This is a genomic window from Delftia sp. PX-1 (genome assembly GCF_055797465.1).
In genome coordinates this window covers 4,856,552-4,869,045 of record NZ_CP184763.1, presented here as the reverse complement: position 1 = coordinate 4,869,045, position 12,494 = coordinate 4,856,552, and the positions used below count along the sequence as shown (strand labels likewise).

Here is a 12,494-nt window from a genome sequence, read left to right as displayed (position 1 = left end):
CAGCTTGCGTGCGGGGCGTGGCCGGCCGGTCACGCTCCAGGCCCTCTCTTCACTGACGACTCTCTCACATGGCATCCAGTCCATCGCAGCGCGTGTACCGCGCACCATGCCCCGGCTGCGGCGCGCCCGTGGAATTTGCCAGCGCCCAGGCCAGCTATGCCGTCTGCGAGTTCTGCCGCAGCACCGTGGTGCGCCAGGGCGATGTGCTGCAGCGCCGTGGCTCCATGGCCGAGGTCTTCGAGGACTACAGCCCCCTGCGCATCGGCGCCACGGGCCAGATGCTGCGCAACGGCAAGCCCGAGCACTTCACCCTGGTCGGGCGGCTGCAGCTCAAGAGCGAGGCGGGCGCCTGGAGCGAATGGGTGGCCGCGTTCAGCGATGGCGCGCTGGGCTTCCTGAGCGAGGACAACGGCCAGTTCGTCTGGTCCTGGCCCTGGGAGGCCGAGGCCCTGCGCAACGGGCCGTTCAAGGCCTCCGACTGGCTGCTGGGTTCGCAGCGTGTGCTGGGCGGCAAGAGCTTCACGGTCAGCAGCGTGCAGAACGCGCGGCTGGTATCGGCCCAGGGCGAGCTGGCGCAGCTGCCCGAGCCCGGCACACCGTACCGGCTGGTGGAGCTGCGCAGCGAGCAGGGCCAGGTGCTGTCCGTGGACTTCTCCGTCCAGCCGCCCGCGCTGAGCCTGGGCGAGCGCGTGGTGCTGGACGACCTCAGGATGCAGGGGCTGCGCGACGGCGCCTCGCTCAAGGGTGAGCAGGGCCGGCACTTCAACTGCCCAAAGTGCGGCGCTGTGGTGCCCGTGCGCTTTTCCACCACCAAGAGCCTGAGCTGCCCCAGCTGCGGGTCGCTGGTGGACCTGAGCCAGGGCATTGGCAAGGAATTGGCCTATGCGGAACAGAACGAGCCCGTGCGCCCGGCCATCCCGCTGGGCAGCAAGGGTGTGCTGGAAGGCCAGCAATGGCAGGTGGTGGGCTTTCAGCACCGCATGGGCCAGGAGCCTGGCGACGACGAGAGCTTTGGCTGGGAGGAGTACCTGCTGTTCAACCAGAAGGCCGGCTTCGCATTCCTGGTCGATTCCTCCGATGGCTGGAGCATGGCCCGCGTGACCACGGGCGTGCCCAAGCTCTCCAAGAACCGCAGCACGGCCAAGTACATGGGCCGGCAGTACCAGCTTGAATCGCGCTACACGGCCGAGACCACCTACGCCCTGGGCGAGTTCTACTGGCCCGTGCAGCGCGGCCAGACCACGCGCAATGTGGACTATGTGAGCGCAGGCGCGCAGAACAAGGCCTTCCTGGCCAGCGAGACCGAGAGCGGCGAGACCACCTGGTCGCATGGCAGCGCCGTCTCGGCCACCACGCTGGCAATGGCCTTCGGCCTCAAGCAGTTGCGTGACCGCTCGCAGGTCGGTGTGATGTCGGGCAGCCGCTTCGGGCTGTGGACCATCATCATCGGGCTGCTCATCCTCTGGCTGGTGTTCGTCACCTTGCGCGGCTGCGCATCGCGCCCCAACTGCGACCCCAATACCGACGCCAACTGCAACAGCTACACCCGCAGCAGCGGCGGCTCCTGGGGTGGCTACACCTCGGGCGGCAGCCACAAGTAAACAACGGAGAAACTGATCATGAACTTCGACTGGCTCAACCCCGCCGCCTTCTTCGGCTCGATCCTCTATGCGCTGGTAGGCGTGGTGGTGTTCTGGCTGTGCTTCTTCATCATCGACAAGATCACACCCGTGGACATGTGGGCCGAGATCGTCGAGAAGCACAACAAGGCGCTGGCCATGGTGGTGGCCGCCATGTGCCTGGGCATCAGCATCATCGTCGCTGCCGCCATCCACTGAACGGGGCCGCCTGGCCCCCGCATTCCCCATCTCCTGCCGACACGCAGCCCGCCTGAAAAGGTGCGGCTGCGCTGCGCATGGCGGCGTTGCTGCGTCGCAACAAATTCCTTGTCGATAGTGAGTTTGCAAATGATATTCGTTTGCATTCTAAATAAAATCGCCCCCTTCATTCGAAGAGAGGGTTTCCATGACAGACCATCAAGCTGCCCGAAGGGCAAGGCTTTCAGTGGGTGTGACCGCTGGCATCATCACCACCGCGCTGGCGGGCGCGGTCCATGCCCAGGAGGCCGCCCCAGCCGTTCCAGCCGATCCGGCCCAGGCACAGACGCAGACGCAGCCTCAACAGGCCCACACCCTGCCTACGCTGCAGGTCAACGCCTCCCAGTACGACCCTGACGACGTGCGGCCCGAAGGCGTGACCACGGCGACCAAGACCTACCTGGCGCCCAAGGACATCCCGCAGACCATCGACACGCTGGAGGTCAACAAGTACAAGAACTACGGCATCAACGACCTGGCCACCATGCTGGACGGCGTTCCCGGCGTGAACACCAGCTACGACATGCGCGGCGAAGGCGTGTACATCCGAGGCTTCAAGGCCGACGAGAGCGACATCTACCGCGACGGCGTGCGCGAGAGCGGCCAGGTGCGCCGCAGCACCGCCAATGTGGAGCGCATCGAGATCCTCAAGGGCCCGGCCTCGGTGCTCTATGGCCGCAGCGCAGGCGGCGGCGTGGTCAACATGGTGAGCAAGCAGGCGCGTTTCGATGCCAAGAGCAGCATCACGCTGCGCGGCGGCTCCTGGGACAACGTGGGCGGCACCATCGACATCAACCGCGTGCTCAACGAGAACGTGGCCGTGCGACTGACGGCCGACCGCGAGCAGGCCCACAGCTTCCGCGAAGGCATACGCAACCGCAACGAGATGGTCTCGCCCAGCATCCTGGTGGACTCGCGCACGGGCTGGCGCTGGACCGGCCAGTACACCTATGACAACGTCTGGCGCGTGCCCGATCGCGGTCCGGTCTACGACCAGCTGCCGGCCGGTGTCTCCATCCGCAAGGGCTTTGCGGCGCCGGGCGACTATGTGGAAGACCGCCTGCGCGTGCTGCGCTCCGACCTGTCCTACGACTTCAACAACCGCTGGAGTCTGCGCTGGGTGGCCAGCAAGCGCGAGGCCAGCCAGGATTTCGACCACTACTTCGCCGGCACCTATCGTGCCGCGACCGGCAAGATCACGCCCAACTACGCCTGGCAGCAGACCCGCAACACCACGCTGTCCAACACGCTGGACCTGACGGGCAAGTTCAGCACGGGCAGCATCAAGCACGACCTGCTGGTGGGCCTGGAGGCCAGCGAGGAAGAGCGCGCGCCGCGCGTCGGCCAGCCCGGCAGCACCTTCGCCTATGACCCGTTGCAGCCCATCGTCTGGCCCAGCCGTCCGGCGCAGGGCAAGCCGACCCAGGACAACTATCACAAGGGCAAGGGCCAGGCGCTGTACATGCAGGACCTGGTCAGCCTGACCGAGCAGTGGAAGCTGCTGCTGGGCCTGCGCTACGACAGCTATGACTTCCAGAGCACCAACAAGATCGCCAACCTCACGCGCAAGACCGACGGCAACGGCTTCAGCCCGCGCGTGGGCGTGGTGTGGCAGCCGGTGCGCGAGCACAGCTTCTATGCGTCCTGGAACAAGAGCTACTCGCCCTATGGCGGGCGCGGCATCCTGACCGTGGAAACCGCCGTGGGCGCGGTGCCGGACGACGAGCCCCAGTACTCTCGCCAGTCCGAGGTCGGCGTCAAGAGCGACTGGCTGGGCGGCGCGCTGTCCACCCAGGTGTCCGTCTACCAGCTGGAGAAGTACAACATCCGCTACCGCCCCGATCCCGAGAACGATCCCTACACCTGGGCCATCCGGGGCAAGGACCGTTCGCGCGGCATCGAGTTCAGCGCGGCCGGCCGTGTGGCCGGTTCCTGGTATGTGCGCGGCGGCGTGGCCTTCATGCAGGCCAAGGTGGCTGAAGACGCGCAAAATCCCGCCAACGTGGGCCTGTACCTGCGTGACACGGCCAAGCGCAACGGCAACCTGTTCCTGCGCTATGCGCCCAAGGGACCCTGGTATGGCGAAGTCGGCGTGACCTACACGGGCAGCCGCTTCACCAACGCCGCCAACACGGCCCTCCTGCCCGGCTACTCGCGCTGGGATGCGCTGGTGGGCTGGCGCCAGGACGCCTGGACCGTGACCGTGGCCCTGTCCAACCTGTTCGACAAGCAGTACTGGCGCTCCAGCTCCATGCCGGGCGCACCGCGCAGCGTGCTGGTCAGCGCCAACTACCAGTTCTGACGGAACCCCCAGGAGGCGCGCGGCGCCTTCTCCCGTTGCACGGCGCCTCTCGCGCACACGGGGGGCGCATCGCGCACAATACCGGCCGTGCAAACCTCAGCCTCTCTTGCCGGCGCGCAGCCGGCGCGCCCCATCGACATCGCCCTGCTGGTCAGCGTTTTCGTGATCGCGGCCTGCGGCCTGCTCTATGAGTTGGCTGCGGGCGCGCTGGCTTCCTATCTGCTGGGCGATTCCGTCCTGCAGTTCTCCACCATCATCGGCAGCTACCTGTTCGCCATGGGCATAGGCTCCTGGCTGTCGCGCTATTTCGAGGACCACCTGCCTGCGCACTTTCTGCGCATCGAGCTGATGGTGGCCCTGATCGGCGGTGCGTTGCCGGCCACGCTGTTCATTGCCAATGCCTACGCGCCCGGTGCGTTCCGGTTCCTGCTGTACGGCATGGTGCTGGTGGTGGGCACGCTGGTGGGGCTGGAGATTCCGCTGGTGATGCGCATCCTCAAGCGCAATGTGACGCTCAAGGACCTGGTGTCCCAGGTGCTGACCTTCGACTACCTGGGGGCGCTGGCCGTGTCGCTGGCATTTCCGCTGCTGCTGGTGCCCAAGCTGGGCCTGGTGCGCACGGGGCTGCTGTTCGGCTTCATGAACGCGGCGGTGGCGGTGTGGGCGCTGCTGCTGTTTCGGCATGAACTGCGGCGCCCGCGCGCCCATGCCCTGGCCTGCGCGGCCGTGCTGGCCCTGCTGGGCACGGGCATCTGGGGAGCCGACCATCTGACGCGCCTGGCCGACGACCATTTCTACCAGGACCGCATCGTGCTCTCCAGCAGCTCGCCCTACCAGCGCATCGTGGTGACGCAGGGACGCCAGGGCGCGCGGCTGTACCTCAATGGCAACCTGCAGTTCGCGCAAGGCGACGAGTACCGCTACCACGAAGCCCTGGTCCATCCCGTGATGGCCGCGCATGGCGCGCCCAAGCGCGTGGCCGTGCTGGGCGGCGGCGACGGCATGGCCGTGCGCGAGGTGCTCAAGTACCCCTCGGTGGAGTCGGTCACCCTGGTGGAGCTGGACCCGGCCATGACCGACCTGTTCAAGGACAACGCCATGCTGCGCCGGCTCAACGGCGATGCGCTCAGCGATGCGCGCGTGCGCATCGTCAACACCGATGCCTTCCACTGGCTGCAGCAGGACCAGGACACCTTCGACGTCGTCATCGTCGATTTCCCCGACCCGACCAATTTCGCCATCGGCAAGCTGTTCACCAACAGCTTCTATGCCTTGCTGGACAAGCGCCTGGCCGCCAGCGGCTATGCCGTGGTGCAGACCACGTCGCCCCTGATCGCGCGCAAGAGCTACTGGACCGTGGTGCAGACCATCGAATCCATCGGCCTGCAGGCCACGCCCTACCACGCCCATGTGCCCAGCTTTGGCGAGTGGGGCTTCGTCATCGCCAGCCACCGGCCCTGGCGCGAGCCCGATGCACTGCCTGCGGGCCTGCGCTTTCTGAGCGCGCAGACCATGGCGCTGATGTTCGACTTTCCGCTGGACATGGCGCGTGTGCCGGCCGAGGTCAACCGCCTGTCCAACCAGGTGCTGGTCAATACCTACGAACGCGAATGGGGCAGGGTGGAGCGTTGAGCCCCGACCGCCCGTCTTTGTGGAGCCGGCGCCAATGGCTGCAGGGCCTGGCCGGCGGTGCGGCCGCAGGCCTGGCCGGCTGCACGCCAACGCCGCCTCGTCTGGAAGACCTGCCTGGTGGCTTCAGCGGCGTGGCGCTGGAGCGCGGCCATGCCTTGCGCGCGTTCTGGCAGCGATTGGGCCAGGGCCTGGCGCTGCCGGCGCCGGCCGTGGTGCACCGTGCCAACGTGGTGATCGCCGGTGGCGGCATGGCGGGCCTGGCGGCTGCGCGGGCGCTGGAGCTGTCGGGGGTGCAGGGTGTGGCACTGCTGGACACGCAGCCGGCCATGGGCGGAAACAGCCAGGGCGGCAGCATGTCCGGGCTGGCCTGTCCTTTGGGCGCCCACTATCTGCCCTTGCCTGGCGACGATGCATCCGAGGTCCAGGACTGGCTCGAGGCCCTGGGCCTGCGCCAGCGCCGCGCGGGCCGCTGGCAGTACGACGAGCGCCATCTGTGCCACAGCCCGCAGGAGCGCCTGTTCTGGCAGGGCGCCTGGCATGAGGGCCTGCTGCCCGTCGATGGCGTGGCGCCGCGCACGCTGGAGCAGTACGAACTCTTTGCGCGCAGCGTGGCCCAGGAGATGGACAGGGCGCCCTTTGCCATGCCGTCCATCCGTGTCTGGCAGCGCGAGGGCCGGCTGCCCGCCGCCCATGCCGCGCTGGACGGCCAGACCATGCAGGCCTGGCTGGTCCAGCAGGGCATCGATGATGCGCAGCTGATCTGGTATCTGGAGTACTGCTGCCGCGACGATTTCGGCGCGGGCCTGGCGCGGGTGTCGGCCTGGGCGGGCCTGCACTATTTCGCCAGCCGCCACGGCTTCTCGGCCCCGCGCCGCCAGGATGAGCGCACGCCCGAAGACGCGGGTGATGCCGTGCTGACCTGGCCCCAGGGCAATGGCTGGCTGTCGCAGCAACTGGTGGCCGGGCTGGGCTCCACCGACCTGCAGACCGATTGCAGCGTGCTATCCATCGCCGAAGGTGCCGACGGTGTGGAGATCGACGTCTACCACCACGGTCGCCAGCAGCACGAGCGCTGGCTGGCCGCGCGCTGCATCGTGGCCCTGCCCAGCTTCATCGCGGCACGCGTGGTGCGCGATGCGCCGGACTTCCTGCGCGCGGTGGCCGGCCGGCTGGACTGGGCGCCCTGGCTGGTGGCCAACATCCATCTGCAGCGGCCGCTGGCCGACCGGCCCGGCGCCGATCCGGCCTGGGACAACGTGCTGTTTGCCGATCCGAATGCGGGCGGCCTGGGCTATGTGGACGCGGGCCACCAGGGCCTGGACCGGCTCACGCCCCGGCCCACGGTGCTCAGCTACTACCAGGCGCTGGGCGACTGGCCTGACGGGCGCGCCCAACTGCTGGGCCAGCCCTTCGGCTTCTGGCGGGACCGCATCGTCGGCAGCCTGCTCGTCCCCCATCCCGACCTGCTGCACAAGGCCACGCGCATGGAGATCACGCGCTACGGCCACGCCATGGCCATACCCCGGCCCGGTGACCAGCAGCTGCTCAGCCAGGTGGCGCTGCAGTCGCTGCACCGGGGGCGCAGCGCGCTGTGCGCCGGCGAGCGCGTGGCCCTGCTGCCCACGCCGGGCACGCGCCGCCTGTGGTTCGCACATTCCGACTGGGCCGGCTACTCGGTACTGGAGGAGGCCTTCACGCGTGGCCACCATGCGGGCCTGTGGGCTGGCGCGCGGACCTGACACGGGCCGCGGCGCCGGTGTCGCGCGCTTCAGGCGCCAGATCGGTCAGACAGGCCCGGGCATCTGCACCATGCGGTACAGCGACTGGCTGCCGCGTGCGGCCAGCACGCCCAGCTGGGCCAGCGTGCGCGGGTCCAGCTCCAGCGTGATGGCGGCGCGCGCCAGTGCCGAGCGGATGCGGGGGCCGTCCTCGCCTTCATGGATGACGGGCGGGTAGAGGCTGGCGCCGTCGGCGCCGATCACGCTGGCCACCAGCGGCGGCTGCGGCGGCTCGCCACGGCGCAGCACCACGGCGATGTCACCGTTGTCCAGCCGCACATAGGTGCCCGGCGGGCACAGGCCCACGGCGCGCACCAGCGCGAAGCCCACCTCGTCGGAGTAGCGCTGCTGCTGGGTGAGCGCGCGCAGCGACTCGGCGGCGCTGCGGCCTTCGCGTGACTTGCGCGGGCTGATCAGGGCGGCGTAGCGGTCCACCGTGCCCAGGATGCGGACCAGCCGCTGCACGGGCGCCAGCGTGGACAGCGGCTGCTGCGGCACGGCCTCGTGGTGGTGGCCCACCAGCTCCAGCCACAGCGCATCGTTGACGAACAGCCGCGCCAGCAGGGCCTGGCTGTGCAGCGGGTGGCGCTGCACGGCCTGCTGCTGGGCGGGGGTCAGCGGCTCGCGCTGCAGCGCCAGTTCGTCCTGCAGCGCGTTCATGCCGATGTTCATGGTCAGTGCGCCATACACCAGGGTGCGGTGTTCGGACTCGTCCAGGCGCAGCTCGCGCGCCAGCACATGGCACAGGCAGGCGCAGACCAGGGCATGGGAGGCGCTGTAGCCCACGGTGGACGAGCAGGCGCGCTGGAACATCAGGTACAGCGCGGCATCGCTGTCGTGGGCGATCAGCTCCTGCAGCCACAGGTCGATCTGCTGCAGCTTGACCAGGAAGCCCTGCACCTGCAGCGGCGCGGACAGCAGCACGGACAGTGCGGCCTCCAGGTCGGACCACAGGCCCAGCAGGTCTTCGTAGGAATCGTCGGGGCGTCGGCTCATCGTTGGCGGGGGGCGGGAAGCGGGGCGCATGCAGGCCGCATCAGCGCCGCTCCAGCACCATCTCGCTGCCCTGGCGGGTCATCTGGACGTGGGCAAGAAAGCTGTTGCCCAGCAGCACATAGGGCATGGGAAGAGGGGCGACCACGGCGTCCACACCGAAGACCTCGACATCGCCCACGCGCACCGAATCCAGCCGCAGGCGCCAGCCCTGGGCATCGCCGTTGGCGGTGCGCATCATCACCGGCTGGCCCTTGAGAAAGGGCAGGCCCATGCGTTCGGCGTCGGACCGGCCGATGGCGACCGAGCTGGCGCCCGTGTCCACCATGTAGACCATGGTCTTGCCATTGATCTGGCCGCGTTCGATGAAGTGCCCCCGGTTGTCGGCCTTGAGCACCACGCGCCGGCCGAGTGCGGGATCGCCCGCCGCCGCGCCCCGGCCGCCCAGGCTGATGGGCGCCTCGCCCAGGCGCAATGTCTGGCGGCGGCCCTTGATTTCCACCTCGGCCGTGTCACCCGATACCTGCAGCACGCGCACGTCCTGCAGGCTTTCGCCCGCCGCCAGCGCGCGCGGCGTGCCGCCGTCTATGACCAGCAAGGCCTTGCTGCCCAGCACGCCGCTGAGCGCCACGGACTGCGCCGTCGCCGACGGTGGAGCCAGCGCGGCCGCTGCGGCCAGGCTCAGAAGTACGGCACGTAGGTGGCGCATGGGGTGGCTTGTGGCGCAGAGGCGGGTGCCAGGCGATCAGTCGCGGAAGTTGTTGAAGGACAGGGGATGGTCGGCCAGGTCCTTGCGGATCAGGGCCATGGCGGCCTGCAGGTCGTCGCGCTTGGCGCCGGTGACGCGCACGGCGTCGCCCTGGATGGCGGCCTGCACCTTGAGCTTGCTGTCCTTGATCAGCTTTTGCAGCTTCTTGCCCAGCTCGGCCTCGATGCCGTTCTTGACCTTGATGGTCTGCTTGAGCTTGTCGCCGCCGATCTTCTGGGCCTTCTGGATGTCCAGGAAGCGCACGTCCACGCTGCGCTTGGTCAGCTTGTTGCGCAGGATGTCCTCGACCTGCTGCAACTGGAAGTCGGCATCGCCGAACAGCGTGATTTCCTTGTCCTTGAGCTCGATGGCGGCCGAGGTGCCCTTGAAGTCGAAGCGTGTGCCGATTTCCTTGGCGGTGTTCTCCACGGCGTTCTTCACTTCGACGAAGTCGGCTTCGCACACGGTGTCAAAAGAAGGCATGGCAAATATTTCCTGTAAATGTTCTGAAAAAGTACCGCAGCGCGCGGCCGGGCGATGCGGGCGCGGGGCCGGCGGCGCAGGGAGGCGGTGCGACAATCCGGTCGATGTTAGTCGAGAAAAATGTTCCGCTGCAGCATTGCAACAGCTTCGGCATCGCCGCCCGTGCCCACACCCTGGTGCGCGTGCGCAGCGACGAGGACGTGCGCCATTTCCTGGCCGATCCGCTGTGGGGCCGCCAGCCCGTGTTCGTGCTGGGCGGCGGCAGCAATGTGGTGATCACGGGCGACGTCGATCCCGTGGTCCTCAAGATGGAGATAGCGGGCATGCGCCTGCTGCGCGAGACCGATCGCCACTGGATCGTCGAGGCCGGTGCCGGCGAGCGCTGGCACGACCTGGTGGCCTGGACCCTGTCGCAGGGCTACGGCGGCCTGGAGAACATGGCGCTGATTCCCGGCACCGTGGGCGCGTCGCCGGTGCAGAACATCGGCGCCTACGGATTGGAGCTGCAGGACCGCTTCGAGTCGCTGGATGCCATCGACCTGGCCACGGGGGAGTCCTTCACGCTGGATGCCGCGCAATGCGCCTTCGGCTACCGCGACTCGGTGTTCAAGCATGCGCCGGCCGAGCCCACGCCCGTGGCGCGTGCGCGCATGAGCGGCGTGCCGCCGCGCGGCATGGGCCTCAAGGGCCGCGCCGTGATCACGCGCGTGCGCCTGGCCCTGCCCAAGGACTGGAAGCCCGGCCTGGGCTACCTGGACCTGCAGCGCCGCCAGGCCGAGGCGGGCGTGGCCGAGCCCACGGCCCGCCAGATCTTCGACTGGGTGTGCGAGATCCGCCGCGCCAAGCTGCCCGATCCGGAGCACATCGGCAACGCGGGCAGCTTCTTCAAGAACCCGACGGTGACGCCCGAGCAGTGCGCCGACATCATTGCGCGCGAGCCCCGCATCGTGCACTACCCCATGGACGACGGCTCCATCAAGCTGGCCGCCGGCTGGCTGATCGATGCCTGCGGCTGGAAGGGCAAGTCCATGGGCCGCGCCGGGGTGTATGACAAGCAGGCCCTGGTGCTGGTCAACCGGGGCGACCGGCACAGCGTGGACAGCAGCGTCACGGGCGGCGAGGTCATGACGCTGGCCGGAGCGATACAGACCAGCGTCTACGAGCGATTCGGCATCCGCCTGGAGCCCGAGCCCGTCGTGGTCTGAGCGGCCTTGGGCGGTCCTTGGGCGGTTCTTGAGGGGCACGGCGGCAAAAAAACAGCGGCCCGCAGGGCATTGCCGCCTGCGGGCCGCTGCGCATCAGCGCCTCAGTGGGCGGAGTGACTGCGCCAGTCCATATAGTCCTTGTCGGTCATCAGCACCCACAGCGCGAGCACCAGCACCACGATGCCCGACACCACGGCATTGCGCATGGCGTCCATCTGGCCGGCAAAGCCCAGCACCCAGGGCGAGATCACCATCCACAGACCCAGCAGGCCTTCGGTCCATTCCTCCCACGCGCGGGGCATGAAGATGGCTCCCAGCGCAGCGGCAATCAGCGCCAGTCCGATGACCACGCCGTTGGCCGTGGGCGCCATCTGGTCCTGGAACCCCAGCACCCAGGGCGAGACTGCCAACCAGACTCCCAGCAGGACGTTGAGCGGGTCCTGCCAATGCTTCATGTATTTCATGGCTGCACCTCCTGCCGCCACGACGAATGAGGGCGGCAGCTGGTTGGATCAAGGGCGCAGCATGCAGGTTCCATGAGGATTTTTGCGAAAGTGCATGCTTACCATGGCATCTCGCCCTTGTTCACCTTGGCGCCGATGTCCAGCGACAGCGCCATGCCGGCCTGCGGGTAGGCCTGCTTCATGGCACCGATCAGCTCGGCGCTGTTGCCCGCCTTGGCGGCGGCGGCCTCGAAACGCTGGAGATAGTCGCGTGTATAGGCGATGGCGCTGGCGTCCATGGCCGTGCCGGCCTGCATGTGGCCGGGCACGACGACAGCGGGCTTGAGGGCCTGCATCTCGTCCAGCTGCGCCAGCCAGGCCTTGCGCTCGGCGCTCTTTTGCGTGTCCGCCGTCCAGACATGCAGGTTGCCGAACACGCCCACGTTGCCGACGATGGCCTGCAGCGCAGGCACCCAGACATAGGGGCGGTGGGCCAGCGGGCCGGTGGTGCCGCGCAGCTCCAGCGCCTGGCCGTCCACCATCACCGTATTGCCTTGCAGGGCCTCGGGCAGCACGGGATGGCTGGGGGCGTTGGCGCCCATCTTGGGGCCCCAGAAGGCCAGCTTGCCCTGCAGCTTGGACTCGATCTTCTCGCGCACGGCCGGCGTGGCCACCACCTTGGCCTGCGGGAACAGGCTCTTGAGCACTTCGGCGCCGAAGTAGTAGTCGGGGTCGGCATTGCTGATGAGGATGGTGGTCAGCTGCTTGCCGCTGTCCAGCACGTTGGCGGCAATGCGCAGGCCGTCGGCGCGGGTGAAGCCGCTGTCCACGACCACGGCCTCCTTGGCACCGGTGATCAGGGTGGAGGTCACGGCAAAGCTGTGTTCGTCGGCCTGGTAGACCTTCATCTGCAGCGGGGCGGGCGCCTGGGCGTGGGACAGGCCGGCCGACAGGGCCAGGGTGAGCGAAAGCAAGGTGGTGCGAAGCATGTCGATTTCCTTTGAAAAAAGCACAAGACAGAAACGGGTGGCAG

At 68.2% G+C, this 12,494-nt stretch carries 11 protein-coding genes; 6 read left to right on the top strand and 5 right to left on the bottom strand.

All coding sequences use genetic code 11. From position 1 onward, the window contains the following. Window positions 1–68: 68 nt before the first annotated feature. From ACN20X_RS22345 to ACN20X_RS22325, 5 genes are all read left to right on the top strand, one after another. Window positions 69–1,601: a DUF4178 domain-containing protein gene (locus ACN20X_RS22345; protein ID WP_016449241.1), complete on the top strand. Its 1,533-nt coding sequence runs from the start codon at window positions 69–71 to the stop codon at window positions 1,599–1,601. Window positions 1,602–1,619: 18 nt separating this feature from the next. After that, window positions 1,620–1,838 carry a DUF350 domain-containing protein gene (locus ACN20X_RS22340; protein WP_016449242.1) on the top strand — a complete coding sequence of 73 codons (219 nt, stop codon included), beginning with the start codon at window positions 1,620–1,622 and terminating at the stop codon, window positions 1,836–1,838. 187 nt (window positions 1,839–2,025) lie between these two features. Continuing rightward, entirely contained in the window at window positions 2,026–4,179 is a 2,154-nt protein-coding gene (locus tag ACN20X_RS22335) for a TonB-dependent receptor (RefSeq protein WP_016451417.1), read from the top strand. Window positions 4,180–4,266: 87 nt separating this feature from the next. After that, on the top strand, window positions 4,267–5,811 hold the full coding sequence (locus ACN20X_RS22330) for a polyamine aminopropyltransferase (protein ID WP_016451418.1): 1,545 nt from the start codon (window positions 4,267–4,269) through the stop codon (window positions 5,809–5,811). After that, entirely contained in the window at window positions 5,790–7,550 is a 1,761-nt protein-coding gene (locus ACN20X_RS22325) for an FAD-dependent oxidoreductase (protein WP_051139109.1), read from the top strand. Before ACN20X_RS22330 ends, ACN20X_RS22325 begins: the two co-directional genes overlap by 22 nt. Window positions 7,551–7,595: 45 nt before the next feature. Here the strand turns inward: ACN20X_RS22325 and ACN20X_RS22320 are convergent, their stop codons facing one another. From ACN20X_RS22320 to ACN20X_RS22310, 3 genes are read right to left on the bottom strand one after another with little or no spacing between them, the layout of a single operon-like run. Next, on the bottom strand, window positions 7,596–8,585 hold the full coding sequence (locus tag ACN20X_RS22320; protein WP_016451420.1) for an HD-GYP domain-containing protein: 990 nt from the start codon (window positions 8,583–8,585) through the stop codon (window positions 7,596–7,598). A 40-nt stretch (window positions 8,586–8,625) separates the two neighbouring features. Further along, window positions 8,626–9,291: a retropepsin-like aspartic protease family protein gene (locus tag ACN20X_RS22315; protein ID WP_016451421.1), complete on the bottom strand. Its 666-nt coding sequence runs from the start codon at window positions 9,289–9,291 to the stop codon at window positions 8,626–8,628. A 36-nt stretch (window positions 9,292–9,327) separates the two neighbouring features. Next, window positions 9,328–9,813: a YajQ family cyclic di-GMP-binding protein gene (locus ACN20X_RS22310; RefSeq protein ID WP_012206580.1), complete on the bottom strand. Its 486-nt coding sequence runs from the start codon at window positions 9,811–9,813 to the stop codon at window positions 9,328–9,330. Between the two features lie 104 nt (window positions 9,814–9,917). Between ACN20X_RS22310 and murB the strand changes: the two genes are divergently transcribed. Continuing rightward, entirely contained in the window at window positions 9,918–11,018 is a 1,101-nt protein-coding gene (gene murB, locus ACN20X_RS22305) for a UDP-N-acetylmuramate dehydrogenase (protein WP_016449248.1), read from the top strand. A 101-nt stretch (window positions 11,019–11,119) separates the two neighbouring features. On the opposite strand, the gene ACN20X_RS22300 is transcribed toward murB, so the two are convergent. Both ACN20X_RS22300 and ACN20X_RS22295 read right to left on the bottom strand, forming a co-directional pair. Next, window positions 11,120–11,482 carry an SPW repeat protein gene (locus ACN20X_RS22300; RefSeq protein WP_016451422.1) on the bottom strand — a complete coding sequence of 121 codons (363 nt, stop codon included), beginning with the start codon at window positions 11,480–11,482 and terminating at the stop codon, window positions 11,120–11,122. A gap of 98 nt (window positions 11,483–11,580) precedes the next feature. After that, window positions 11,581–12,450 carry an MBL fold metallo-hydrolase gene (locus tag ACN20X_RS22295; protein WP_017407584.1) on the bottom strand — a complete coding sequence of 290 codons (870 nt, stop codon included), beginning with the start codon at window positions 12,448–12,450 and terminating at the stop codon, window positions 11,581–11,583. Between the last annotated feature and the right edge of the window lie 44 nt (window positions 12,451–12,494).